This is a genomic window from Aliikangiella sp. G2MR2-5, assembly GCF_015687155.1.
Taxonomy (GTDB): domain Bacteria; phylum Pseudomonadota; class Gammaproteobacteria; order Enterobacterales; family Kangiellaceae; genus Aliikangiella.
Genome location: NZ_JADPQF010000005.1, coordinates 1 through 26,944 on the forward strand (window position 1 = coordinate 1; position 26,944 = coordinate 26,944).

Annotated in this window: 24 protein-coding genes; 17 read left to right on the forward strand and 7 right to left on the reverse strand. The window is 41.2% G+C overall.

Annotation, left to right across the window (positions count from 1 at the left end; translation table 11 throughout):
- The 4 genes from IYN84_RS15430 to IYN84_RS15445 all read left to right on the forward strand — a co-directional run.
- Window positions 1-317 (forward strand): hypothetical protein (locus IYN84_RS15430; protein ID WP_210330576.1); only part of this gene is annotated, 317 nt, incomplete at its 5' end.
- 180 nt (window positions 318-497) lie between these two features.
- Window positions 498-845, forward strand: coding sequence for a hypothetical protein (locus IYN84_RS15435; RefSeq protein ID WP_196140156.1), 348 nt, complete (start codon window positions 498-500; stop codon window positions 843-845).
- Window positions 846-937: 92 nt separating this feature from the next.
- A complete protein-coding gene (locus tag IYN84_RS15440; RefSeq protein ID WP_196140157.1) occupies window positions 938-1,369 on the forward strand; it encodes a DUF6367 family protein in 432 nt (143 codons plus the stop codon).
- Window positions 1,370-1,371: 2 nt separating this feature from the next.
- Window positions 1,372-2,085: a hypothetical protein gene (locus tag IYN84_RS15445; RefSeq protein ID WP_196140158.1), complete on the forward strand. Its 714-nt coding sequence runs from the start codon at window positions 1,372-1,374 to the stop codon at window positions 2,083-2,085.
- A gap of 311 nt (window positions 2,086-2,396) precedes the next feature.
- Here IYN84_RS15445 and egtD read toward each other — a convergent pair whose 3' ends face one another.
- The 3 genes from egtD to IYN84_RS15460 all read right to left on the reverse strand — a co-directional run bounded on the left by egtD (window position 2,397) and on the right by IYN84_RS15460 (window position 5,150).
- A complete protein-coding gene (gene egtD, locus IYN84_RS15450) occupies window positions 2,397-3,350 on the reverse strand; it encodes an L-histidine N(alpha)-methyltransferase (protein ID WP_196140159.1) in 954 nt (317 codons plus the stop codon).
- The gene (gene egtB / locus IYN84_RS15455) at window positions 3,350-4,591 is read right to left on the reverse strand and encodes an ergothioneine biosynthesis protein EgtB (protein ID WP_196140160.1); all 1,242 of its coding nucleotides are present in this window, start codon (window positions 4,589-4,591) and stop codon (window positions 3,350-3,352) included. The genes egtD and egtB overlap by 1 nt, the downstream gene beginning before the upstream one ends.
- Before the next feature lie 388 nt (window positions 4,592-4,979).
- Complete coding sequence (locus IYN84_RS15460; protein ID WP_196140161.1) at window positions 4,980-5,150, reverse strand: hypothetical protein; 171 nt, start codon at window positions 5,148-5,150, stop codon at window positions 4,980-4,982.
- Window positions 5,151-5,500: 350 nt separating this feature from the next.
- On the opposite strand from IYN84_RS15460, the gene IYN84_RS15465 reads away from it, so the two are divergent.
- The 12 genes from IYN84_RS15465 to IYN84_RS15520 all read left to right on the forward strand — a co-directional run bounded on the left by IYN84_RS15465 (window position 5,501) and on the right by IYN84_RS15520 (window position 18,823).
- Window positions 5,501-7,378 carry a GGDEF domain-containing protein gene (locus IYN84_RS15465; protein WP_196140162.1) on the forward strand — a complete coding sequence of 626 codons (1,878 nt, stop codon included), beginning with the start codon at window positions 5,501-5,503 and terminating at the stop codon, window positions 7,376-7,378.
- 142 nt (window positions 7,379-7,520) lie between these two features.
- Window positions 7,521-8,012 (forward strand): cytochrome c, encoded by a 492-nt coding sequence (locus IYN84_RS15470; RefSeq protein WP_196140163.1) that lies wholly within the window; start codon window positions 7,521-7,523, stop codon window positions 8,010-8,012.
- Between the two features lie 11 nt (window positions 8,013-8,023).
- Window positions 8,024-9,211: a cytochrome D1 domain-containing protein gene (locus tag IYN84_RS15475; RefSeq protein ID WP_196140164.1), complete on the forward strand. Its 1,188-nt coding sequence runs from the start codon at window positions 8,024-8,026 to the stop codon at window positions 9,209-9,211.
- A gap of 27 nt (window positions 9,212-9,238) precedes the next feature.
- Entirely contained in the window at window positions 9,239-9,685 is a 447-nt protein-coding gene (locus IYN84_RS21730; RefSeq protein ID WP_196140165.1) for an Lrp/AsnC family transcriptional regulator, read from the forward strand.
- Window positions 9,682-10,161: an AsnC family protein gene (locus IYN84_RS15485; protein ID WP_196140166.1), complete on the forward strand. Its 480-nt coding sequence runs from the start codon at window positions 9,682-9,684 to the stop codon at window positions 10,159-10,161. Before IYN84_RS21730 ends, IYN84_RS15485 begins: the two co-directional genes overlap by 4 nt.
- Window positions 10,151-10,669: an Lrp/AsnC family transcriptional regulator gene (locus IYN84_RS15490; RefSeq protein ID WP_196140167.1), complete on the forward strand. Its 519-nt coding sequence runs from the start codon at window positions 10,151-10,153 to the stop codon at window positions 10,667-10,669. Before IYN84_RS15485 ends, IYN84_RS15490 begins: the two co-directional genes overlap by 11 nt.
- A 20-nt stretch (window positions 10,670-10,689) precedes the next feature.
- Complete coding sequence (locus tag IYN84_RS15495; RefSeq protein WP_196140168.1) at window positions 10,690-11,157, forward strand: Lrp/AsnC family transcriptional regulator; 468 nt, start codon at window positions 10,690-10,692, stop codon at window positions 11,155-11,157.
- 87 nt (window positions 11,158-11,244) lie between these two features.
- Window positions 11,245-12,489, forward strand: a complete 1,245-nt coding sequence (gene nirJ / locus IYN84_RS15500) for a heme d1 biosynthesis radical SAM protein NirJ (protein WP_196140169.1) — start codon at window positions 11,245-11,247, stop codon at window positions 12,487-12,489.
- 97 nt (window positions 12,490-12,586) lie between these two features.
- The gene (locus tag IYN84_RS15505) at window positions 12,587-14,128 is read left to right on the forward strand and encodes a nitrite reductase (protein ID WP_196140170.1); all 1,542 of its coding nucleotides are present in this window, start codon (window positions 12,587-12,589) and stop codon (window positions 14,126-14,128) included.
- 54 nt (window positions 14,129-14,182) lie between these two features.
- A complete protein-coding gene (locus IYN84_RS15510) occupies window positions 14,183-14,428 on the forward strand; it encodes a hypothetical protein (protein WP_246722989.1) in 246 nt (81 codons plus the stop codon).
- Between the two features lie 243 nt (window positions 14,429-14,671).
- Window positions 14,672-15,316, forward strand: coding sequence for a response regulator transcription factor (locus tag IYN84_RS15515; protein WP_196140172.1), 645 nt, complete (start codon window positions 14,672-14,674; stop codon window positions 15,314-15,316).
- A gap of 66 nt (window positions 15,317-15,382) precedes the next feature.
- Window positions 15,383-18,823 (forward strand): EAL domain-containing protein, encoded by a 3,441-nt coding sequence (locus tag IYN84_RS15520; protein ID WP_196140173.1) that lies wholly within the window; start codon window positions 15,383-15,385, stop codon window positions 18,821-18,823.
- A 113-nt stretch (window positions 18,824-18,936) separates the two neighbouring features.
- On the opposite strand, the gene pyrC is transcribed toward IYN84_RS15520, so the two are convergent.
- The 4 genes from pyrC to cysG all read right to left on the reverse strand — a co-directional run bounded on the left by pyrC (window position 18,937) and on the right by cysG (window position 25,015).
- Window positions 18,937-19,971, reverse strand: coding sequence for a dihydroorotase (gene pyrC / locus IYN84_RS15525; protein ID WP_196140174.1), 1,035 nt, complete (start codon window positions 19,969-19,971; stop codon window positions 18,937-18,939).
- 56 nt (window positions 19,972-20,027) lie between these two features.
- The gene (locus IYN84_RS15530; protein ID WP_196140417.1) at window positions 20,028-22,247 is read right to left on the reverse strand and encodes a YgiQ family radical SAM protein; all 2,220 of its coding nucleotides are present in this window, start codon (window positions 22,245-22,247) and stop codon (window positions 20,028-20,030) included.
- A gap of 191 nt (window positions 22,248-22,438) precedes the next feature.
- Window positions 22,439-23,326: a class II glutamine amidotransferase gene (locus IYN84_RS15535; protein ID WP_196140175.1), complete on the reverse strand. Its 888-nt coding sequence runs from the start codon at window positions 23,324-23,326 to the stop codon at window positions 22,439-22,441.
- Window positions 23,327-23,578: 252 nt separating this feature from the next.
- Window positions 23,579-25,015, reverse strand: coding sequence for a siroheme synthase CysG (gene cysG / locus IYN84_RS15540; RefSeq protein ID WP_196140176.1), 1,437 nt, complete (start codon window positions 25,013-25,015; stop codon window positions 23,579-23,581).
- A gap of 68 nt (window positions 25,016-25,083) precedes the next feature.
- Between cysG and IYN84_RS15545 the strand changes: the two genes are divergently transcribed.
- Window positions 25,084-26,937 carry a cytochrome D1 domain-containing protein gene (locus IYN84_RS15545; RefSeq protein ID WP_210330581.1) on the forward strand — a complete coding sequence of 618 codons (1,854 nt, stop codon included), beginning with the start codon at window positions 25,084-25,086 and terminating at the stop codon, window positions 26,935-26,937.
- Window positions 26,938-26,944 lie beyond the last annotated feature (7 nt).

The following is a 26,944-nucleotide window of genomic DNA, read 5'->3' on the forward strand; positions in this document are numbered from 1 at the left end:
CTAAGGAACAGAGAGTGAATCGAGAAGTCCAAAAAATAGTCCAAAAACTTAGTTTTGTTTTTTCTCTATTTGTACTGTTGGCCCTTGCTGTAGGCTTCTTCTTTGGTGAATATATTGGCGCGCTTGAACCTACCGCACAGTTTTGGGTAGTGTTTGGTTATATCATATTTTTTAGCATAGCCTTCGCCATTATTGGTGCTCCAATCAGAAAGTACGATACTTCCCAATATGATTTATACCCTTTACTGATAAGACAACCGATGACGATTATTACTGTTCTAATAAGTATAATTGTTATGTTAATTAACAATAGTTAACAAGACATTGGAAAAACGACGCGAGAAATATGCGCGTTTCAATTTTGCGTTATGTTTAAAAAATCGCTTTCGTGTTTTGATACTCAGAGTCGTGTTATGTTGAACTTACTTGCATAGAATTGATTTTAATTAATAGAAGGTAGATTATTCTGTCTCACAAATTAAGCATGGGATTTTCGAATGATTCAACTTGGTACTATTTTTATTCTTTTATATGCTGGTATAGCTACTATAGCTTGGTTTAAGGCAAAGAAAAGAAATGCGTTATTTTGGACTGATATAAGCGCGCCAATACTTGTTGTAGTTTTTTGGGTGATTATTACATCCTTTGGATATGGTCACCAAAGTTTAAGTCATTTTGTTGAGGTGCCGATTGCGTTGTTGTTTTCTTTGATAGCGCTATTTGTAAGAGTCTTTATCTTGGACAACTATAGCAAGAAATATAGGCGTAACTCGGTTTTGGTACTAGCATTGTCGCTGATGTTTGTATTTGTACTGCGTACATTTATGCCTTATTTGCCCGAATAGCTAAAACTAAAAACATAACCAGAATTAGAAATAGATTCGGCGAAAAAAAAGCCTCACAATTTAAATAAACGTTATGTAATATGGAATAAAACATGATGAGCTTTAAAGAGACTTTAGTTGAATACGTAATTGTTCAGTTACCTACTGAATTAATTTCTGAGGAAGGTTTATTAAATGAAGGTAGATGGGTTCCATCTGGCCACAAAAATTTCATGATGCGAATAGACCCCGAAGATCCATCTATACCATTACAAAGACATGTTCATATCGCGCAAGCAAAACATGTACGCTCTAAAAATATGCAAGCCTCATGGAATGCAGATGGCAGTATTCACGATCGAAAATCATTTAATCGGCAAGTGGCGACTCAAAATACAGTCCAAGATATAGCTCGCCAAGCATTAAACTTAGCTGCTGATTTTCCACTAGAAGAGAGTGCTCCACCACAAGATGGCATGCTAATAGAGTCAGTCGAAAATAATGATGGTATTAGCTATGAGCCTATTTTTTTAAAGGCAGCATAGAAATGGCAACAATCTTCGCTTTTGTAAAGATATTTGAAAATAGAGAATTCGCTGAAGACTTTATTAATGGAAAGTTATTCATGAATACTATTCGTTCATTCAAAGAGTATCGTGATGAATCCGGAGAGTTACGTGGTGATACATTCGAAGGTATTGCGGCACATTATCAACCGGATAAACTTGGAGAAATCAAGATAGGTGATATTACAATTCCTCCGTCTGATTTAGCATCGCCTGTTGTTGTTCACGGCAATGATTTTTTAGATCATAACGTTTTTTGTATATATTCATTAAACAGTAGAGGTCATGATTCAGTATCATCAAAAACGATTGATGATTTCAAAAAAACCTTAGCACTGCACGAGTCATGTTTTGGTCTAGGTAAGTATTGCGTAATAATCATAAATTCTTCCGAATTCATTTCAAGGTGCTCTGATGCAATAAAAGCTCTAAACCTAGATGGAAGAATGGGACTGGTTGATTATTTTGATGAACATACATTTCATGGAAATATGCCTCAAGAGGAATTAGGGTTCCATAAGCGAAGCATTTTTAAAGAACAAAGAGAATATCGAATTAAGATTGATACTCGAAGAGATACCCCTGGGCCATATTTTCTAGAAGTTGGAGACCTGTCAGATATAGCGATATTGACAACACCTCAAGAGTTTAATGAAAAATTGGAGATTAAGTTACCTGATGGTAGTCATGCATAACAAGCAGCAGCAACGGACAATCAAACCTGTCACTCAAAATGCTGCGCAATTACGTTCCAGCTTTGCCAGCCGCTGTGCTGGGCGTAATGTCTCCTTTTGGCCGTTTTGATGCCAGATACAGTTTATAAGTAAACTTCCGCCTTATTGCGGTTGCTGTCAGTTTATACTGCGCATCACTTTGAAGAGAAGTTACAACTATCAGTGTCAGATTTAATCGAGACTTGATTTGAAGTTTGTAAGTTCAAGCCTTAATATTCTCAATTTAGTTGTTAGGCAAACGTAAATTTTTCAGGTTGCCTACTATTGAATAGCTAGTTTTGAGTTAGGTAGTGCATACTCACCAGACGCTCCTTGTCCATCCAGTGCTTTTCACTTTTTAATCCCGCTTTGTCTGCCAGTTCAATAAAAGCCTGGTTTGAATATTTATACGAGTTTTCAGTATGGATCGTTTCTTCTTTATCAAATTCAAATCTTTGTTTTTCAATTTCAATTGTCTGAGCCTTTCTGCTCTTTAAGTGCATTTCTATTCGGCTTTCCTCATGATTGAAAAGAGCCTCATGTTGAAAGCTATCCAGATCTATGTCAGCTTCAAGCTCTCGATTAATTCTTGATAATATATTTTTATTAAATTTTGCAGTTACTCCTTTTTTATCGTTATATGCAGCTTCAATACGATCAACCGATTTTTTTAAATCAAAGCCGACAATAACCGCTCCGTCTACGTCAGCTAATTGTGCAAGATTGCTTAACAGCTTTGAAGCTTGTGTCGGAGAAAAATTGCCTATGGTAGAGCCGGGGAAAAACACTGTCCGGTTACTTTCGGTTGTTCTTTTGTCCCAGTGAACTTTGTCGGTAAAATCAGCTTTTATTGGCTGAACTTCCAGGAGTGGAAATTTTTGATTGATTTTTTCTTTTGAGTAATTGAGAAAGTCCTCGGAGATATCTATCGGTACATATGACTTGGGAGAGTCAAGCGCAGAGAGTAATTTTTGAATTTTTGTACCAGCACCAGCACCAGGCTCAATGATGGTCGCCTGGGAGCCAATCATATTCGCGAGTTCCTGCTTAATTGAATCTAACAAAGAGAGTTCCGTTCGCGTAATGTAGTATTCATCAAGTTCACAAATATCTTCGAAAAGTTGAGAACCTTTAGAATCATAGAAGTATTTGCAAGGTAGTGTTTTTTGTTTCTGAGAAAGCCCTTCTATGACATCTTGAGCGAATTCTTCGGTTTCTTTTTTTATAACTTTTGCTTTGGCTTCCATCACAGTGTCTCCGCAAGTCTAATGCCGGTAAATTGCCAGCTGGCGCCAGGGTAGAAAAAATTTCGATAAGTTGTGCGTATGTGGTCAGCAGGCGTAGCGACGGAACCTCCGCGAAGTACATATTGATTGACCATAAATTTTCCGTTGTACTCACCAATTGCACCCGAAGCTGTTTTGAAGCCGGGATAGGCATTGTAACTACTGCTTGTCCACTGCCATAACTGTTCCATCATGTTAAAGCTATTATTCTGACTTTGAGCTGCAACTTCCCACTCGTATTCACTTGGTAAGCGTTTTCCTTTCCAGCTAGCAAATGCGTTGGCTTCAAAATAGTTGATATGTTTAACCGGAAGCTCTGGAACAATTTCTTTTTCTCCTGAAAATGTATGCTCCAACCATTTATTTTCTTTATTTTGCCAATATAAAGGATGTGTAATACTTTTTTCTTTTATTTTGTACCAGGCTTCAGAAAGCCAATAGGAAGGTTCCTGATATCCGCCATCGTCAATAAATTCGAGGTACTCCCTATTACTGACTAATTGACTATCGATGGCAAAGGCTTCTAAAAACACACGATGTCTGGGACCTTCATTGTCAAAATAGAAGCTATCATCATTTGAACCAATGTTGTAGAGACCTGAAGAAAAACCTATCGAAGCGTTTGATTTTACCGGAAGCAAGTTTGACTCGATTTTTACCCCTTGAGAAAAATATTGATAATCAAAGGGAGTGAAGGAGGTTAGATGTTTAAAATCGGTAAACATTAATTCCTGATGTTGTTGCTCATGATGGATAAGTAATTCTATAAGATTATATAGTTCTCTATCTAAGCCTTCATCGAACAAAGCTTTCATCAATTTGTCGATAGACCGGCGGTAAGTTTCTACTTCGCTACGTGTTGGCCTTATCAATAGTCCTCTATTGGCTCTAGGATATTGAGCGCCAATGGCGTTGTAATAGGAATTAAACAGGAATTCAAAATGTGGGTTAAAGGGCTGATAATTTGGTATTGAAGGCTTAAGGATAAAAGTTTCAAATGCCCACGTCGTGTGAGCCAAATGCCACTTTAATGGGGAAGCATCTGACATCGACTGAGATTGAATGTCTTCGTCGGATAATGTAGAGCAAATTTGCAGCGAGTAATCTCGAGTACGCTGATAATTCTGCCAAAGGGCTTTGATCTTTTCCGTTGCAATTACGTCATAGTGAGATTTCTGGCATTGCTCAGAAACTGCTGTCATTGGATTTGGTCCTTTTGGTAGACTCGATTATTGTATTTATCGGCTTACTCTTTATTTAGAAAAGCCTCTGTTGCAAGAAACCTGACTAATGTCTTACCAATGAGTTCACTATAGTCGAAGGCTAAGGGCATAACAATTGAATTAGACTATCGTTGCTCTACAGACATGAAGTTTGCCAGTATAGAGGATGTCATCATATTGCTTTGCAACAGTGGAACTTATCGGCTTTAGTGTAAGACTGAATCAATGCAGAAATATTACAAGCTTTTTCAAAAAAAATTATTTTGAATAAAAGAGAAGCCTTGAAGCTTAATGGGGAATCAAGGCTTGAATACGCTTAATGCGGTCAGGAGGATTTATAAACAGGTTTTAAACTGATACTAATTTATTAGCGATTTACGGATGCAAATCTGGATTGTAGTGATTGAATATGCTTCGCTTCACTCTCTTCCATATCACGTTTTTGGTTTAAAACGCTTAAAAATTCTTCCATCGATACTTCTTCGACAGAGTAATGAAGTCTATTAGTAAATGGGGTTGCGTCTACTTCTCTAATCACTGGAGCTCTCCAAAATAATAACCTCAGCAGTAATAACTGCTCTGAAGCTATCAAACTTGCCTATTCTCTATTTGCGATATTTTATGGGGTTGCTTGTAATTTTTATAGTCGTGTTATCTTAAATATTTGTGAGATATTGACCATTTGTTGCTACAGCTTTGTGCTTGTTGTTTGGCACGCTCAATAGACCCTGTGCCTGGCTTCAGTGATGGATATTTAAAGAATAAGGTCTAAAATTAATACTATAGAGCTCGTTTAGGGCGAACTTTTCTTCCTTTTTACTCAATGAGTTAAAGTGTTTCGGCAAAATAGGAGGGAAGCTTAGATATTTCGCGGTTTGGGTGTAAATAATGGTCAATAAAGTAGTATTTAGTGCGCTCATCCCTGTTTTCCTGTCTATTTTGTCTTTCGGCTTGAAAGCTACAGGAAAGATTCCTCAATATCAGAATTTACAGCAAATGCGAGAACTGGTTTTTATAGAGCCGATGAACGCAATTCAAAAGCTGGAATCACTTAGAGAGAATCTGGAGCTTTCAAATCGAAAAACGCAGGCTTTGTGGCATTTGCTTTATGTACAGGCACTAAACAATTCCTATCACTTTGATGAATATGAAAAAACATTAAAAAATGCTCTCACCTTGATCAGCGGAGATGTTGATCTGGAAGTCAAGTCGTTGCTGATGACATATCAGGGAATATCTCTCCACAGGAAAGGAGAGTTCCAGGAGTCGATTAATGTACTCAGAGATGCCGCCGCTGTTGGCCAGGAGGCTGGCTCAGATTTTGCGTATGTTCTTGCTCAGGTTGAATTGACCTACGCTTTGTCGTTAGCAGAGCAGCTGGAATTCGCCATGCTCGAAGTGCAAAAAGCCTATATTGTCGCATCAAAATTGAATAATGACTTTCTTTCGGGGTTACTTGAAGAGGTCAATGCAACTTTGATGGGGTATAGAGATGAGTACGATGGAAGTATTGAAAGCTATCTATCCGCCGCTAATTATTATGCAAAAGTCGATTATCCCTACTACCTGGGGGAAAGTGCTTACGGCATAGCATCGACATATCGCTATGCTGGAGAGTTAGAAAAAGCGCACTTTTGGTACGATCGATATCTCAAATATGTCGACTCTTTTAATTCAACTTATACTTACTTCTTTTACAACTATGGCAAAGCGATGACATATGCTGCGCAGGGAAACTGTACTTATGCACTGAATTCAATAACCGCTGCGATATCAGTTGTACAATTTAAAGATTACAAAGCGGAGCTATACAAACAATTGAGTCGTTGTCTTGGAAAGTACAAAGATTTTGTCGGCGCCGAGGCTGCGCTTGATCAGGCTAAGATTATTTATCAGGAAATCCCGGAATTGAATGGAACAAGCTGGTCCGTAGAAGTAGAGATGGTAGAAGCAGAGCTACTGGCCTATAGAGGAGAGTTTGACAAGGCTTATGAGAGAATCCGCTCTTATTATGAGCAACTCAATGAAATTAAAAGAAAAAGCATGACCAAGCGCCTGGATAAGCTAAAGATTGCAATTCAAGCTGAGCGCCAAAATATGGAAATGAATCTGTTTGATAGCAAGGCCAGATTGTATCAAGCAGAAATGGAAAGTCAGCTTAGAAAAAATCAGGTACAGAAAATGTGGTTAATGGCTGCTGTTTTATGCATTCTACTGATGATTGCTTTCGGCCTTTATCAATTGACCATTTCAAAGAAGCTCAAAAGGCTTTCGATTACCGATGAGCTAACCGGTCTAAAAAACAGAAGGTTTATTTTTGATACTATTAAACAAGTACTCGAAGGCCGTCCAGCTCATATTGAAACTCATTCGGTATTACTAATGGATCTGGACTGTTTGAAGCAAATCAATGACAGCTATGGACATCATATTGGAGATACCGCTATTAAGGAAGTCGCCCGGCTGGGGTTGAGTATATTAAGAGAAGGTGATGTTTTTGCCCGAATAGGCGGGGATGAATTTATGATATTACTTTCACGCGTTACCTCCAATAATCAGGCGCCAATGATCGCAGGTAGACTACTTGAGCAAATATCTGATGCTAAGATTAGTACTGACACAGGTAATCAGATAAATCTTTCTGTTAGTATTGGCGTGGCTCATATGACCAGGGATCTGGATTCACCAACCTCAATTTACAGTAGAGCTGACCAAGCACTTTATCAGGCTAAGAGAGACGGAAAAGGTAGAGTTTCCGTTTGGTAATTAATTGAATTTGAAAGAATAAAGTCTGAAGTAGCCCGTTTTTTCTTTAGTTTCTTGCCGCTCTAAACTCTGATCCACATCAAAAACAAACAGTACATACTCCTTATAATTACATCATGGCCAACAATAACAGGATCTGGTTATGATTTTTCATAAGAACAGTTCTCTAAAAACACTCCCTGTTTTAGCCGCCCTGATCTATCTGGTGCTAACTGGGGCTATCGGTCTATTTTGGCAAACTGTGAATGCGGAAGGTCTTGCTGACAGCGAGTCTTCTTCAAACAAGGAATCTATTGAAAATCCTTCTCTCAAGGAAGTTCCTCATCTCTCATCGTTAAGCAAAAAAGATAGAGAGGAGTTAATCTACTTGCTAAAACAAGATTGTGGATCTTGTCATGGATTAACGTTACAGGGCGGACTAGGCCCGCCATTATTGAAAGCCAACTTGAAAGGCAAACCGGAATCCTATATTGCTATTGTAATTGCCGAAGGACGACCTGGCACGCCCATGCCGCCGTGGAAGTCTATCTTGGATGAACAGCAAATCAATTTTCTCGCTCACTATCTTAAATCCGATTTCAATGTGTTGTCTCGCTATCAGGTAGCTACCAACAACAGTGAAAAAAATAATTAAGGAAAAATAAAATGAAAACCTGGTTTAAGCTAGGAGTCTCTCTGTTTCTCTATCTACTTTTAGGTTTCGAAGTTTCCGCGTGCGTAACGGGACGAAGTACGGGGGATATGGGAATTATTATCGAAAGAGCCTCGGGGAGTCTTTTGGTGGTTGAGCATAGCCACAATAAAATATTGTGCCGTGTCGAAGGATTAGGCGACTTGTCGCATGCTTCCGCGGTTTACTCCAGAGATCAGGCTTTCGCCTACATTTTTGCGCGCGATGGCGGTTTAAGCAAAGTTGATCTTCGCGAAGGAAAAGTCGTTAAGAGAATTATTCAGGGTGGTAACTCCATCGGCGGCGCTATTTCCCAAAGCGGCAAATATATTGCTGTGTCAAACTATGAGCCTGGCGGTGTAAAGATCTTTAATAGCGATGATTTAACTTTGGTTGCCGATATTCCTGCTCCTATCGAGGGAAGCGACAAGCGTTCAAAAACTGTGGGGCTGGTTGATATTCCTGGAGAACAATTTGTTTATAGTTCGTTTGAAGGCAACGATATTTTCAAAGTCGATTTGACATCACCTGAAAAACCGCAGGTCACAAGAATTCAAAACGTCGGCCGTCAACCTTATGACGCACTGGTTTCTGATGATGGCCGCTTTTATATTGCCGGACTGTTTGGCGAAGACGGACTGGCTCTCGTCGATCTATGGGAAAAAGAGCTAAAAGCCAAAAGAATATTGAATCATTACGGTAAAGGTGAGAAAAAATTTCCGGTTTACAAAATGCCGCACCTGGAAGGATGGGCGATGAATCGAGACAATGCCTTCTTGCCGGCAATAGGTCAAAGACAGTTGCTGGTTCTAGACTTGCAAAACTGGAAAGAAGAAACAAGAATCGATGTTAAAGCGAACCCAGTATTTGCGATGGCTCAACCGGATGGTAGACAAATATGGGTGAACTTTGCTTTTCCGGATAATCAATGGCTTCAGGTGATCGATGCCGTATCTAAGAAAGTGGTCAAAACAATAGAAGCTGGAAAAGGTGTGCTTCATATGGAGTTTACACCTCGAGGGGAGAGAGTCTGGGTATCTGTAAGAAATAAAAACGAAGTTCAAATTTACGATACCCGAACCTTGGAAAAAGTTTCGACTTTACCTGCTCAAAGTCCTAGTGGGATTTTCTTTACTAATCGTGCTCATAAAATAGGTTTATAGAGAGCGTAATATAGCGGGGACTATAGAGTGGATATTTCAGCGCAAGATATTGAGCTTCTCAACCGGGTACAAAAGAACTTTCCGATTGTTAGTGACCCATTTGCTGAAATCGCCAGTGAATTAGGTCGTGATAAAAGCGAAATGATTAATCGGCTTGCGCTGTTAGAGCAGGCTGGCTTTATTGCCCGTTTTGGAGGTGTCAATAACCATAAAAAAATGGGCGCTAGTACCTTGGCTGCGCTCAATGTGCCGACGGAAAAAATCGATGAGATTTCTACCCTGGTAAATTCATTTCGGGAAGTTAACCACAATTATTTGAGAGAAAATGCATTTAATTTGTGGTTTGTAGTAACGGCCGCGACTGAAGGTAAATTGCAAGAGATCTTGTCCGAAATTCAGCGCCGAAGCGAGTGCGAGTTATTAGACTTGCCAATGGTAAAAAGCTATCACATTGATCTGGCTTTCCAAATATGATCCCGGCCGAAAAACAACAGCTACTGCTTGATAAACTTTCTTCGGGACTTCCGATTTGTGAATTTCCGTTTAGACGGATTGCGGAAGAATTGAGCCTGGATGAGCAGGATGTACTTGAATTTTATCGAACTTCTTTAGCAAACGGAACAACCAAAAGAGTTGGCATGGTATTAAACCATCAGCGTCTTGGTTACCGCTCTAACGCGATGGTGGTTTGGAACGTTCCAGGTGAACTGGTCGATCATGTTGGCGAACTCCTGGGACGCGAAGACAAGGTTACATTGTGCTATCAACGACCACGCAGAGCGCCGCATTGGCCCTATAATTTATTTGCCATGATTCATGGCAAATGTCGGCAGGCCGTTCTAGCGGAGATAGCGCGTATTCGTAAAGAAAACGGACTGGAAAATATCGAGCATGATGTGCTTTTTAGTACGCGCAAGTTTAAGCAAACAGGGGCAAGATATGCATCCTGACTCAGTTGAAAAAAAAATATCGAAACAAAAGTCGCGTTCACACTTGTTACAAGAGCCGGTAAATCTTAACGAGCTGGAAAAGCAGTTGATCAATAGGCTCCAGGGTGATCTGCCGTTAACCGAAAGACCTTTTTTGCAAATTGCCGATGAATTAGGGACAACCGAATCAGAGGTTATTCTGGTATTGAACCGACTGCTGGAAGAAGGCGTCATTACCCGCTTTGGACCTCTATTTGATATTAGCAAAGGAAGCGGTTGTTTCTCTCTGTGCGCGCTTAAAGTTCCGCAAACAGATATTGATAGAATTGCATCGATAGTCAATGAATTTCCGCAAGTCGCGCATAACTATTTACGAGACAATGAGTGGAATATGTGGTTTGTTCTTGCCGCAAAATGTCAGGATGAGTTAACCGCTATTTTCGAACAGATAGTTGAACTGACAGGTTGCCCGGGAATTAACTGTCCCAAAGAAAAAGAGTTTTTTGTCGGTCTTAATCTGCCTGTTTAATAAGAGTGACTGATTCTGCTATGAATACAATAGAAAAAAAGATAATAGAAAAGATGCAGGCCGGCATGCCTATTAGCGAAAAGCCCTATGAAGAAATCGCTGAAGCATTAAATATTAGTCAGACGCAACTGCTTCGAACTCTTGACGGCATGAAAAAAAGTGGTCTGATTCGAAGGATAGGTTTGGTTCCCAATCATTATGCAATCGGTTACACCGTAAATTTAATGACGGTTTGGGATATCAAGGATAGTGATATTGATCAGGTTGGAGTATCTGTTGGTGCGTTAGACTTTGTTAGTCATTGCTATCAGCGGCCAAGACACTTACCAGATTGGCCATATAACTTTTTTGCCATGGTGCACGGGAAAAGTGAAGCGGAAGCCAATGATAAAATGCAGCAGATAAATCTGCTGATTAAAGACAGCTGTCGCCAGTTTACATCTTTAAAGAGTACCAAAATTTTGAAGAAAACAGGGCTTAGAATTTAACCTGTAAGACTGAGCCTCGCAGGGTTGGCGACAAATACTTAAGCGACAAAGAGAATAGTGCCCAGGCCAGCACAAAAGAGGTAGAAAATGTTTAGAGTAACTCAATTTATGCAGGCGGTTGCCGACCCTGAAGCAACCCGTCCTTTAAGACAGCCTCCGGGTCCGGTTGTTATCTGGAATCTAATTCGTCGATGTAATCTTTGCTGTAAACATTGCTACTCGATTAGCGCCGATACTGATTTTCCGGGAGAACTTTCTACCGAGCAGGTTTTTGACACTTTAGACGATCTAAAACAGTTTCGTGTACCCGCTCTCATTCTTTCAGGAGGCGAGCCGCTACTACGTCCCGATATTTACGATATTTCAAAACGTGCAAAAGACCTGGGTTTTTATATCGGACTCTCAACCAATGGTACCCTTATTGATGAAAATAATATTGAGCGACTAGCCGAAACTGGCTTTGATTATCTGGGAATCAGTATCGACGGTATCGGTAAAACCCATGATGAATTTCGCCAGATGGAAGGGGCGTTTGATAAGTCGATGCATGCAATAAAACTTTGTCAGGAACGAGGGATTAAAGTCGGTCTTAGATTTACCTTGACTCAGGATAATGAGAAAGAACTGCCGAGAATTCTTGAACTCGTCGATAAACACAATATCGATAAGTTTTACCTTTCTCACTTGAACTATGCAGGACGAGGTAACAAGAATCGAGGCGACGATGTTGTCCACCAAATGACCAGGCGCGCAATGGATTTTATTTTCAACGAAGCCTGGAGTCGACTGGGTACCGAAAGAGAAATAGAGTTTGTAACAGGCAATAACGATGCTGACGGTGTTTATTTCTTGCAGTGGGTTGAAAAAAACAAACCGGAGCTTAAAGATTTTATTCACGAACGTCTTACCCAATGGGGTGGCAATTCAACCGGTAAGAATGTTGCTAACATTGACAACCTTGGTGAAGTTCATCCGGATACTTTCTGGTGGAACTATAAACTCGGTAATGTCAAAGACAGGAAGTTCTCAGAGATATGGTCTGACTTAAGCGATCCTTTAATGGCCGGGCTAAAACTGGGTGAAAGACCGTTAAAAGGTCGTTGTGGCTTGTGTCCGTTCAAAAATGTTTGCGGCGGTAATACTCGAGTCCGCGCTTATCAATTAACCGGAGACCCCTGGCAAGAAGATCCTGCTTGTTATTTAACTGATGAAGACCTGGGTATTAACAATGCCGCTGAACGAATTCAGGTTGTCCCTTACGCCAAAGGGAAAGGAAGTAAACAGGCCAATCAGAAAATTCAGGAAGAAAATCGGTCAAGTCTCGAAGTTTAACAGGCATCTGTGAATGAACTTAACCAGCACTTGAGGCAGTGGAAATTTTAGAACGAAACATTGAATCGAGCATAAACAAATTGAGAAGAGTAGGGCTATGAATTTAAAGCAAGTTCTTTGGGGAATTAGTGGCTTATTAGCGTTTGCTGGCGGAAGCATTGCTTTGGCTGCAACTGTAGATTCGGATTCCGATAGTAGCGCGAAAAAAGACTATCTGCAGCACTGTGCCAGTTGTCATGGCGAAGCTCGTCTTGGCGGAATTGGACCCGCTTTGCTTCCGGATAATTTGAGTCGAACTCGAAAGAAAGCGGCGATTGATGTTATTAGTAACGGGCGTGCGCTAACACAGATGCCCGGGTTTGGGGCGCTGTTATCTGAAAAGCAAATCAAGGCGGTTGCAGATTATGTTTATCAGCCGCCAAAGTTACTACCTAAGTGGGAAGCCAAAGAAATAGGCGCCAGCAGAGTCGAGCACTTTGATCAGGATAAACTAGGCAATAAGCCCGTTTTTAAAGCAGACCTGCAAAATCTTTTTATTGTGGTCGAAACCGGTGATCATCACGCGACTTTACTTAACGGTGATACTTTCGAACCGATACATCGTTTTAAAACGCGGTTTGCGGTTCATGGTGGTCCCAAGTATTCTCCCGATGGTCGCTATGTCTATTTTGCCAGTCGTGACGGATGGATTTCCAAATTTGATATATACAATTTAAAAACCGTCGCTGAAGTAAGAGCCGGGATTAATACTCGAAATGCGGCTATGTCTTTCGATGGAAAAACAATCGCTGTCGGTAACTACCTGCCGAATAATATGGTTTTGCTCGACGCTCGAGATTTATCTCTGATAAAAATTATCGATGCAAAAAATGATGAGGGAAAAAGTTCCAGAGTGAGTGCTGTTTATACCGCGCCTACTCGAGGCAGTTTTGTCGCAGCGATGAAAGATTTTACTGAGATTTGGGAGATCCCTTATAGCGGAGAAAATAAATTTAAGGCTCGACGAGTTGTGCTGGAAGATTATCTCGATGACTTTTTCTTTAATCAGGACTACTCGCTGGTGATAGGTGCATCTCGACCTGCCAATAGTAAAGGGCATCAGAAAAATTTAACTGGTAAGGTAATCAATCTGGACACAGGTAAACTGGTATCCAATATCGATATTAAAGGAATGCCTCATTTAGGTTCAGGAATCACCTGGGACTATCAGGGAACGGAAGTTCTGGCATCTCCAAATTTGAGCAAAGGCGAAGTCAGTGTTATCGATATGAAAAGCTGGAAGACAGTTAAAACCTTAAAAACTGAAGGTCCCGGATTTTTTATGCGTAGTCATGAAGGAAGTAAATATGCCTGGGCGGATGTTTTCTTCGGACCGAACAAAGACAAGATCCATGTAATAGACAAGTCGACTTTGGAAATAGTAAAAACCCTGCAGCCGGAGCCGGGAAAGACTGCAGCACACATTGAATATACCAAAGACGGAAAGTATGCACTCTTGTCTATCTGGGATATGGATGGGGCGGTAATTGTTTATGATGCCGAAACCCTGAAAGAGGTAAAGCGGCTACCTATGAAAAAACCATCCGGCAAATACAATGTTTACAACAAAACTCACTATGAAAGAGGAACCAGTCACTAAACTGGCTCTTTGCTTCAGCCCAGAATAAGAATGAAACCGGATCGGGTAACGGCAATGATTCAATTGATCGCACAGGTTCGAGATGCGATCCCCTTTGATACGCCTGAATCCAGTTTATGCAGGGGACCCTGCCTCGGCTGTTCAAAAAAGCTTATCGAGTTTCTTGACGATAAATTATGTGACTGGGAATCGCGTCTCGATACTGGTGAAGTGCCAAATCTTGGGGAAATCTCTAAGCTTGCCAGAATGTCGAAAAAAATTTATGACGTTCTGGCAATTAATGGATTTGTTACAAAGTAGCATCTCGGTTGCCTCGGATTTTAAGCGCATACTGGCGGCTTAAAAGGCAGGTAAAACCATAAATAGAGACATTATGTCAATTACGACTCTAAATAGATCCTGTTATATCAAAAAGAAATAAATCTAATAGTTTTCAGTTTTGAAATGGGTTATAGACAAGGATAAGATTAATTTATTGGACTATTATTTTAAAAGTAATTTCCATTTTTACTCGACGACCAGTACTCTGATTCTTGATAATTTATGGCCCTCAAAAATAAATCGAAATCGGCTGAAACGAGACCTGTAATCTATATTATTGATGATGAGCCGACTCAACGAGAATTTTGCTCCTTAGTTCTGGATACTTTGGGGGTGGAAATTATCAAGTCTGAAAGTGTAGAACAATTTCTCAAGGTATTTCAGAATGAAAGCATTGGATGTATTTTATCTGATGTTGTTATGCCTGGTCTAAGCGGTTCTGATTTCCTGGAAATCGCGATAAAACATAATTTCAGACTACCGATTATTTTTTTTACAGCTTATGCCAATGTAGACATGGCAAAGTCAATGCTGAAGAAAGGGGCTTTTGATTTTCTGGAAAAACCAATTAATGCTGAAGAGCTGATATCTTCTGTCAGAAAAGCAATTGCTAAGTCTGTTACTGAGAAAATTCAGTTTGATAGAGAATTGGAAGTAAAGAACAAAGTCGAGCGCCTGACAAAGAGAGAAAAGCAGGTACTTTATTTAATGCTGGATGGTTTGTCATCTTCACAAATTTCAAATGAATTAAGTATTGGCGAAAGAACTGTTGAGACTCATAGGGCGAGCATTCTTAAAAAGTTTGAGAGCAAATCTTTTTCGGAGTTGACATGTAACCTGATTCAGATCTCTGGACTCAATATCTGACCAGTGCTACGACTTCTATATTGCTGATTTGAGATATATGTTTGCTTAAAGGAGGCTGTTGCCGAAGTGCTCCGTATTTATACGGAGTTTGTCCTTTGGTCTTCAGTATTCCTGCGAATATACAACCTTGTTGATAACCGCTATCTTGATCTAGAGTCGCCCGATCAGGTCTACATCATCATGTCAGAGGATATGACTATGGATAGTTTTCGTAAAGCAGAAAAAGATACAATTCGGCTTGGTTTGATGCCGCCGCTTAGCGGTTTGGTATCTCTCTACGGAAAAGAAATCATGTGGGCCGGACAAATAGCTTGCGACGAAGTGAATGAGGCTGGAGGCGTCCTCGGGCAGAAGCTGGAGTTGATTATACGTGATGATGGAAGTATGCCGGAAACGGCGGTTCCTGCAGCGAAAGCTTTAATAGAAAGAGATAAATGTGTCGCAATAATAGGGAATCTTTTATCTAATTCGAGGATTTCGGTCGCCTATCAAGTAGCCAATGTATATAAAGTTCCTTATCTTAATTTTTCTTTTTATGAAGGAAGTATCTATTCAGATTATTTCTTTCATTTTGCGGCTCTACCGAATCAACAAATTGATAAGATGATCCCTTATGTTGTCGAAAATTTTGGTCCTAAAATTTACTTTGCGGGAAGTAACTATGAATGGCCAAGAGGGTCAATTGATGCAGCCAAGCGAGTTCTCAGGAAACACAATGGAACTGTTGTTGGAGAGAGATATATTCCAATGGGAGAGCTTAGAAGACATGTTGACGGATTACTAAGCGAACTTTCCTGCTCCGGGGCGAATGTTTTTGTTCCATATTTTGCTGGCGCCGACCAGCAAGCATTGCTGAATGAATTTTCAGCGAGAGGCCTAAAAGATAGATTCACTGTAGTTATGGGACATTATGACGAAGCTATGGCCGCAACGCTGCTTCCTGAAGTGAGGGAAGGATTTTATTCCAGCAATACTTATTTTATGTCTTTAGATACGCCTGAAAATAAAAACTATCTTGAACGCTTGACAAAAGTAAGAGACGTTACCAGCTTGGCTCCTTCGGGAAATGGAATCCTAACTAATTTTGGAGAAGGAACCTATATCTGTGTTAAGGCTTTTGCCCAGGCGCTAAATGAGGCCGGCTCTACCAATGCTGACAAATTAATCGAAAAGCTGGAAAATATCTGCCTGGTAGGTCCACAAGGTTCGATAACGATGGACTCCAGAACTCATCATGCAACAGTGAATTCCTATATTTCAAAATGTAACCGGGATGGGGTTTTCGAAATTGTTGAAAGTTTTGGGGCTCTCAAGCCTGAAATACCTGAGATATACAAGCCTAAGTTTGCGCTAGAATCTGACAGAACACCACACAGAAGAGCTTTAAGTAGTTCAGGTTCAGGAATTATAGATTTCTTGAGCTCCGAAGTAACCAAAAAAGCTCGACAGTTTTCGACAGCCATTTGCATTCTTGATTTAAATGACAACATTTTGCAGGTTAATGTAACCTTTGAAAAAATATGGGGCGATAAAGAAAGACTATCTAGTTGTAAGGGCCAGGACTTATGGCTGGATAAGAAGCTTTATCAAAATATTATATTACATCTGGATGAATATGGAGAGTGGATAGGCAGTATTGATGCGAATGGCATGGCTGGTTTTATTCCTGATGTACAAACCAGTTTTGAAGCGCTTCATGATAATAGCGGACGGCGAGTCGGTTATAAGTTCACTTGCTTAATACCCGATGAGTTACAACAAAATAGTGATAAAGATTCCTCTACCGCCAAGCAGATTTTTTCTATTGCCGATGTTGCGATTATTGCAACCGACAAAGAGGGAAATATTGTTCAACTTAATAGAAGGGCCTGTGAAACATTTGGCTATAAAGAATCTGAACTTCTGGGGGAGTCTATTCACATGCTTTTGCCTCCTCGCTATAGAGTGACCCATAAAGAATATTTTGAAGGGTTTATTTCGGGAAGCGAAAGTGAAGTAACCATGGGAAAACGCGGAGAGATCTCTGGTTACAAAAAAGACGGCTCGATCTTTCCAGCTGAAGCTTCCATTTCGAAATTCTGTTATGGAGAAGAGCGTTATGGTGTGATTACTTTAAGGGATATTACTCGAAGAAAACAGGAAAAGGAACGTCTTGTTTGGAAAGCAACTCACGACCCTTTGACTAAGCTCCCTAACAGAGCATTAATTTCAGAAAGAATTAATCAGGCTTTAAGTCGTGCAGAATTATCCGAAGGCGTTGTTGCGATTCTATTTATTGATATTGATGAATTTAAATTGATCAATGATTCTCATGGGCATGATATAGGCGACCAGCTATTAAAAGTTATTGGGGAGCGAATTCTAAACTGCGTTGGTCAGGGGGATGTGGTTGCACGCTTTGGTGGAGATGAGTTTGTAATACTGTGTGAATCCGTCGCTGATCCGGAAAAAGTATCATATCTAGCGGAAAATCTGAGCAAGAAAATCAGTATTCCGGTCGTAGTCGATGAGCTGGAGTTGATCGTCTCAAGCAGTATAGGAATTGCTTATAGTGACAACAATAAGCATACGCAGAATGACCTGCTCAGAATGGCTGATGCAGCGATGTATGTTGCCAAGGGCGAAGGGCGAGGTAAATACAAGATTTTTGATGAAAGTATTCATGACAATGCAAAGCTTAATTTGCAAATTAGTAGTGGACTCCACAGCGCAATTGCCAGAAAAGAGTTCGAACTTAGATATCAGCCCATCGTCAATGCAAGTACCCAGTGTATTATTGGTGCGGAAGCTTTATTGCGCTGGTATCCCGCGGGCTGTGAAATCTCTCCCGCTATTTTTATCCCTATTGCCGAGATTACCGGTACCATCAAACCTATTGGACACTGGGTTTTTCAGAAGGCTTGCGAAGATTTGGTAGAACTTGAAAAACAGGTTTCATTGCACGACGACTTTTATTGCTCCATCAATCTTTCTGCTAAACAGTTAAATGAGCCCGATATTGCTCAGCAGTTTAATCAGGTTGCCAGACTTCACCACCTGTCTCCACACAATTTACTGCTGGAAATTACCGAAACTTCGTTGATGTCCGATGTTGAGTCTAATGTTCGAGTCCTACAGCAACTGAATGAACTAGGATTTGGAATGGCTGTTGATGATTTTGGTACCGGTTACTCTTCTCTTGCTCAACTGCTTCGTATGCCTGTCAGCAAGTTGAAAGTCGATAGAGTTTTTGTGAATGGAATGGAAAATAGTAAAGAGTTAAGAACTATTGTTTCGGCAGTTATCAATATGGCTCACACTCTGGGCTATGAAACAGTCGCTGAAGGCGTTGAAAATGAGGCACAGGTTCAAATTTTAAAAGAGTTAAACTGTGAATATATTCAGGGGTTTTATTATTATAAACCTCTGACATTGAAAGAATTTCAATTGGCTCTTAAACAGCAGGAGAAGGCTAATATTGGAGTCGATGGTCGATTACAAAAAAAAAGACCGTTAGAAGTTAAATAACATTTTTGAGCGTCGGACTGGAAAAGGTGAAATTTCACTTTTCGACTACTTAAAATACCGCCAAAGTGCTTAATGCATTTTGGCGGCTACTTTGTTAAAGCTATCCAATAGAATTAGATTTTGAGCTTCCAGCTCACTTTTTCTCCAGCAAAAAAAGGAACAATAGAACTTCCGTTTGGCAATGTAATTTCATCAGGAATCTTCCAGGCTTCTTTTATCAGAGTAACTGTGTCGTTATTTCTCGGAAGACCATAAAAGTCAGGACCGTGAGTACTTGCAAATCCTTCCAGTTTATCAATGATTCCCAGCTCTTCGAAACAATGAGCGTATAACTCAATCGCACTCCAGGCGCTGTAACAACCTGCACACCCACATGCAGACTCTTTACGATGCTTTTCATGAGGAGCAGAGTCTGTGCCGAGGAAAAATTTGCTTGAGCCGGTCACTACCGCATCTTGCAGTGCCTGCTGGTGAATATTTCTTTTAAGTACCGGAAGGCAGAAATTGTGAGGACGAATGCCGCCAACCAGCAAATCATTACGATTTAACAGGAGATGTTGTGGGGTAATTGTTGCTGCAATTTTATCGGATGACTGGGCAACAAACTCAACCGCATCTTTGGTTGTAATATGCTCCAGTACCACGCGAAGCGATGGAAAATCCTGGACTATTTTTTGTAGCTTTTGTTCGATAAATACTTTTTCACGATCAAAAATATCAATATGACTTTCAGTTACTTCGCCATGAACCAGTAAAAGCATATCCTGTTCGGCCATGGCTTCAAAAACCGGATTGAGAGCATCCAGTTGACTGACTGCTGCATCCGAATTAGTCGTCGCTCCAGCTGGATAAAGCTTGGCGGCGATTACGCCTGCTTTTTTGGCGTCAATAATATCCTGTTTGGTCGTTTCGTTGGTCAGGTAAATGGTCATCAACGGGGTAAAGTTTTGTTCGGCCGGAATTGCCGCTTCAATTCGGCTCTTATATTCCATTGCCATTTGTGCGTTAACCACAGGCGGCACCAGGTTGGGCATCACTATCGCTCGTCGAAAGCAGCGAGCAGTCGCCGGAACCGTTTCTTTGAGCATATCGCCATCGCGAAAATGCAGGTGCCAATCGTCGGGTGCAATGATGGTTAGTTCATTCATAGGTAAATTTTTGCTCTTTCAATTTAATGGTTTAATTGTATTGCAGGCTTCCAACTTTAGCGACGTTTTCCGCCAGCCGTGTTAGCGGAGCGACGACTCGCCGAGCCTGTGCGACGATTTCTATTTTTTGAAAAACTTCTCGTTTTTTCGCCGGCTTTGTTGGCAGATGGTTTACCTTTGTGATGGCCTTTAATTATCGGATCATTCACCGGGATAAGCTGGTTAGGACCATCACCAATCAGCTCCTCTCGATTTAACTTTTTTAACGCCTGTCTCAGTAAAGGCCAGCTTCGATGATCATGATAGCGCAAAAATGCTTTTTGAACCCTACGCTGCTCAAGATCTTTGATAGAGTCGACTGATTCGCTTTTGTAAGTCACTTTCTTCAGTGGATTTTTCCCTGAGTGGTACATGGCAGTGGCCAGTGACATCGGAGAGGGATAGAAGGTTTGTACCTGATCCACTCGGAATTTATTTTTCTTCAACCAGAGCGCGAGATTCAACATATCTTCGTCATCGCACCCGGGGTGCGCGGCAATAAAGTAAGGGATCAAATATTGCTCTTTGCCGGCTTCTTTGGAAAATTGGTCAAACATACGCTTGAAATCATCGTAGGTTTTCATTTCCGGTTTCATCATTTTGTCGAGCGTATTTTTCTCGCTGTGTTCCGGCGCTATTTTTAAGTATCCACCTACATGATGAGTCACCAGTTCTCTGACATACTCAGGATCTTCTACCGCCAGATCATATCTGAGCCCTGAAGCAATTGCGACGCGTTTAACTCCCGGGATCGCTCGCGCTTTCCGATAGAGCTCGGTGGTTTGTTTATGATCAGTTATCAGGTTTTTGCAAATCGTTGGAAATACACAGGATAGCTTACGACAGTTTCGTTGTATTTCATCGTCCTTACAGTTCAGGTGATACATGTTGGCAGTGGGGCCGCCCAGATCGGATACGGTGCCGGTAAAGCCGGGGACCTTGTCGCGCATATCTTCAATTTCGTTCAGCACCGACTGTTGCGAGCGACTTTGAATTACCCGGCCTTCGTGTTCGGTAATAGAGCAAAAAGTACAACCTCCAAAACAGCCGCGCATGATATTGACTGAAAACCGAATCATTTCATAGGCAGGAATACGAGCATCGCCGTAAGTTGGATGAGGAACTCTTTCATATTCCAGGTCAAACACACCATCTATCTCGTCAGTATTGAGCGGGATAGGAGGGGTATTGATCCAGACTTCCTTGGTTCCGTGTTTTTGCACCAGAGTATGGGCGTTGTGCGGGTTGGACTCCAGATGCAATATTCTTGATGCATGGGCGTAAAGCGCAGAGTCGCTGCGAATTTTTTCAAAGGAAGGCAGGCGAATCACTGTCCGGGTTCGCTCCAGCCCTTTTTTACCCATTAGCGGCATAGGGACAACTTTTATCGGAATATTTGCCGGGTCGTCAATTTCTGAGCGGACCTGGTCCTGTTTACTCTGGCAGCTAGCAGATTGCGGATCTTCATATTCGTAGGGATTTGCCTCGAATGGGTTGGGAATATCCTTCAGATTGCCGGGCCAATCGATACGGGTGGAGTCAACTACCGTCCATCCTTGTGGTACTTCATCTCTGACGACTGCAGTGCCCGGGACATCCGTAATTTCCGAAATATCGCGACCCATCGATATTTGATGGGCGATCTCCGCCATAGCGCGCTCGGCATTACCGTAAAGCAGAATATCGGCAGCAGAATCGATGAGAATGGAACGGCGAACTTCATCACTCCAGTAATCATACTGAGCTATTCGACGCAGGCTGGCTTCGATACCGCCTATTACCGTAGGAATCCCGGGATAGACCGCCTTAATTTTCTGGGTATAGACGATAACCGAACGGTCTGGACGCTTACCTGCCTCTCCATGAGGTGTGTAGGCATCGTCATTCCTGACTTTCTTATCTGCGGTATACCGATTGATCATTGAGTCCATGTTGCCTGCTGTAATACCGAAAAACAGGTTCGGCTCTCCCAATACTTTGAAAGATTCAGGATTATTCCAGTCTGGCTGAGAAATGATGCCGACTCGAAACCCCTGGGACTCGAGAAAACGACCGATGACGGCCATGCCAAAGCTAGGGTGATCAACGTAAGCATCACCGGTTACAATGATAATATCGCAACTATCCCAGCCCAACTCATCCATTTCCGCTTTACTCATGGGCAGGAATTTGGCGCGGCCATAGCATTCAGCCCAGTATTTTGGGTAGGAAAAGAGGTGTTTATCGGCTTTGATCATCGAAATTTCGGCAAAATACGGCAGTGTTATTACTTCGGGCGCGTATTCTCTCAGAATCTGGCTCAATTTGCACTAGCTGTTCAAAAAATAACCTGTTTCTGAGCTTGCCTTAGCCTGACGAGTAACTTCTACATAATATGCTATCTCTTAACCACAAAGCTTGTATTGGACTCAACCGTCAATTATTTCACTCAAGCATCAATAATAGGTATTGGTGCTATTGTCATCGTTTGTTCGGCAGATACTGAGATGTAGGTATTTCTCTCCATCTTTTTCCAGCAGTCAGGACATGAGGATAGAGGCTCTGATGCGATGATGGTCGGCAGGTTTGACTGATTGGAAGTGGAGTTCTTCGATATGTCTGGTGGTGAAAACCAGGTTCTCTTACTACTGCCAAGTATCTTTCCCTGAAAATAAAAAAGTGAAGCAGGCTTCTCTTTAACCAGACTTGAAAAGCGAGTAACCGTTGTTGTTTTGCCGTTACTAACAGCAAAATTCATCTGTGCGTTACTTTCTATTCCAAGCTTTATTCGGTACCAGCAAATTTTGCTGATGACCTCAAACAGTGCTTGATTCATTTGCTCCTGGCTAGCATCTTGCCTGAACTGGATTTCATCAAGGAAAAGAGCAAATGCATATTCAGAATCGGTATTACCCTGAATGGTCAAATAGGCTTTCTGTGACAGTGCCCCGGCAATTGTTTGCTTCATAAGATAAAAATCTTCGAGCCATCCGTTATGCATCCACATAAAATTTCCCCAACGAAATGGATGACAATTAGTTCGTGTTACCGGTAAGTCCGGTGAAGCATCGCGTACATGAGCAAAAAATAGAGAGGTTTGAATCTTCGAACTGATAGACAACAGGTTTTCATTGTTCCAGGCTGGCTCGATGCTTTTAAACATTCCAGGTTCAGGATCTGAGTGTACGGGATACCAGCCTAATCCAAATCCATCCCCATTAACTGGTTCGGACCTCTGCTGAGCGTGTCTGCTTTGATGAACCAAAGAATACTCGGTTTCAAAAACGAGTCGCTGAGGTAGAATAGGTTGTCCCTGATAACAAACGAAACGGCACACAAAATAACTCCAAAAGGTCCGGTAAATAGTCCCGCCAACTCTAATAGATTTTAGTCCATAAAGTTAGAAGAAAATTAGATTTTCCTTATTTGTTTGCTAAAGACTCATTTTGAATAACTAGAAGCTCAGTCTAAAGCCAATATTTTGATTAAATTCATATTAATATTGGAAAATAGCCTGATGGTGATAAAACGGGAAAAAAAAGACCCCAGGAATGGGGTCTGAAAAATGTAAATGAAAACTAAATTAAATTCAGGCTGTTCTTTCTAGTGCCAAATTTCCATGCGCTTCAGCTAATGGTTGAGACCGGTTCTCCTGAGATAAGGTCTCATGAAGGTTTATTACTTCTCCAACGACAATCAATGCCGGTGAAATGATATTTTTTTGTCGCGAAACTCGCTCAATTGTTTCAAGGTTACCAATCGCAATTTTCTGATTTGTACGAGTAGCATTCTGAATTAAAGCTACCGGGGTCTCCCCTGGAAGCCCGTGTGAGGTAAGTTCTCTCGCTATAGTTTTTAGTCCTGATAAGCCCATGTAAATGACTAGTGTTTGACCTGGTTGAGCAAGTGCTTTCCAGTTTAGATCGCAAGTGTCATTTTTTAAATGTCCAGTAACAAAGGTCACACTGTGGGCGTAATCTCTATGAGTTAGTGGTATGCCGCAGTAAGTTGATGCGCCTGCAGCTGAAGTGATCCCTGGTACAACTTGAAAGGGAATATTTCGCTTTACGAGCTCTTCTGCTTCTTCACCTCCTCGACCAAAGATAAAAGGATCCCCGCCTTTTAATCTAAGTACTCTGTGACCTTTTTCAGCATATTCAAGAAGTAGTTTATTGATATCGCTTTGCGGTACACAATGAAACTTTGACTTTTTACCAACGTAAATTTTTTGAGCATCTCGGCGAGTAAGGTCAAGAATTTCTGGAGTTACCAGACGATCATAGATAACAACATCAGCCTGTTGCATCAAACGAAGTGCTTTAAATGTGAGTAGTTCCGGATCGCCTGGACCGGCACCGACCAAATATACTTCTCCTCTAGTCTCCTGAGCAAAACTCCTGGCTGCCAGTTTTTGCTGGAGTAAAGCTTCAGCTCTCTCAAATTTTCCTTCAAAAATTGTATGAGCAATTTTACCTTCGAATACAGATTCCCAAAAATCTCGGCGCTGATTAGTATTACTGAAAACGGATTTTACTTTTGCACGATACTTTTGTGCCAATTCAGCCAGCTTGCCATATTGAAACGGAATAATAGATTCAATCTTGGCCCTGAGAAGACGACCTAAAACTGGTGCGTTACCATTGCTACAAACAGCTATTGTCATCGGCCCTCTTTCAACAATGGCGGGAAATATAAAAGTACAAAGGTCTGGATTGTCAACAACGTTTACGGGTATCGAGGCGTCTTTTGCACTTTGATATACTTGTTTATTGACGCTTCTATCATTTGTTGCTGCGATTACGAGAACTTTGTTTAGTAGATGAGAAGGATTAAAACATTCTCGAATTAACTCACACTTTTCCTGGTGCTTAAGTTCAAGGACTTCGTCACTGAACTCTGGAGCTGCGATACTGACACACGCTCCCGCTCTTAACAGCGCATTGGCTTTTCGAAAAGCGATTTCTCCACCGCCCACAACCAGGCAGGATTTATTTTTGATATCCATGAACAATGGAAAATAGTCCATCCTGTTATTCTCTCTGTTGCAATTTTTGTGTTAACCAGCTTACTACGCTTACTTAAAGATACATTGATTTGAGTCAACAGATAGGGGGCAACAGGTGTTTTTGCTATACAGAAAATAATTTGCTTGTGAGTTTGATTATAAATCCCCTAAAAAAATTGTGGAAAATCAGCGGTGTATATATTGATTTTGATCAAAGTGATGGTAAGTGGCAGGCGTATGATGAGTCTCGAGTTAATCAAATTAATTTGTTGAACCACTCAATTTTATATTCCAAACAAACGAGGGGATTAGTCATGAAAAAGACAAAGGTAGGTCTCTCTGCACTGGGGATGGCTGCCGGGCTGTTTGCATCAGGTATTAGTATGAATGCATTTGCAGCAGCGCCAACTTTATCTGAGGCAGAATTTGAAAAGGCAAAAACGCTTTATTTCCAGCGCTGTGCTGGTTGTCATGGTGTTTTGCGTAAAGGTGCTACAGGTAAAAATCTTGAACCAAAATCTACACTGAAACTTGGCCAGAAACGCTTAGAAAAAATTATTGCCTACGGCACAGAAGGCGGCATGAACAACTTTGATGACATTTTTACCAAAGATGAAATCAAACTTGTTTCGACTTATATCCAGATGGAACCTCCAGTGCCACCAGAAATGTCTTTAGATATGATGAAAAAGCGCACTAAACAATTTGTTGCTTTGAAGGACTATCCCACAAAGCCATTACACACTCGTAATTGGCAAAATTTCTTCGTTGTTATCGAACGAGATGCGGGTAAAGCTGCGATCATTGATGGTGATACGAAAGAAGTAGTCGCTCATCTTGATACAGGTTATGCGGTCCATGTTATTAAAGGAACAGAGCATCATAAAACTCAGCACGCAAAAGATGTTGGTCGTTTCTGGTATACCATTGGTCGTGATGGACGAGTAAATAAAATAGACCTTTGGCAAACGCCAGACAAAATGTTAGTTGCTGAAACTCAAATGGCATATGATGCACGAGATATTGCGGTATCAGGAGACGGTAAATATGTTATCGCGGGTGGTTACTGGCCTGCGCATTTTGTCATTATGGATGCGGATACGTTAGAGCCTCTTAAAGTTGTTTCAACTCGTGGTTATAACACTAAAGGTGAGTTTATTAACGAAGCGCGTGTTGCAGCAATCTACACAACGCCTAATGAACCAACGTTCCTTGTTGCGGTTAAAGAACTAGGACAAATGTGGCAAGTTGATTATCGTGATTTAGATAATCTGCGTATCGAACAAATTAACTCAGCTGAGTTCTTGCACGATGGGTTCTTCGATCCGACTGGTCGTTATTTCCAAATTGCGGCTAATGCTTCCAATAAAATGGTGATTGTTGATACCAAGGATCGCAAGCTCGAGAAAATGATCGATGTTGACAAGCTTCCACATCCAGGTCCTGGCGCTAACTGGGTTGATGACAAATGCGGTCCTGTTGGTGGTACTACTCACCTGGGCGTAGGTCTGGTTTCTGTTTGGGGCAATGATCCAATGAACCATCCTGACCAAGCTTGGAAACTTTGTTATGAAGTCGAAACTGACGGCGCAGGCGTATTCATCCGCACTCATGAAAATTCTCAATACGTATGGGCTGATCAGTTGAAACATCCTGAGCCTGAAGTTCAACAGTCTGTACAAGTTTTCGATAAGAAAACTCGTAAAATTGTTAAAACCATCCGTGTGACTGAAGAGAAAGGTAAAGCGGCACTTCACATTGAATTCAATAAAGGTGGTAGTGAGGTTTGGGTATCAGTCTGGAACAGAAGTGACAACAAGAATCCAACCGGTGAAATCGTAGTCTACGATTCTAAAACTCTTAAAGAGAAGCATCGTATTAAAGGCTTAACGACTCCAACAGGTAAGTTCAACGTGTTCAATCGCTCTAACCATAAAACTTAATTAATAC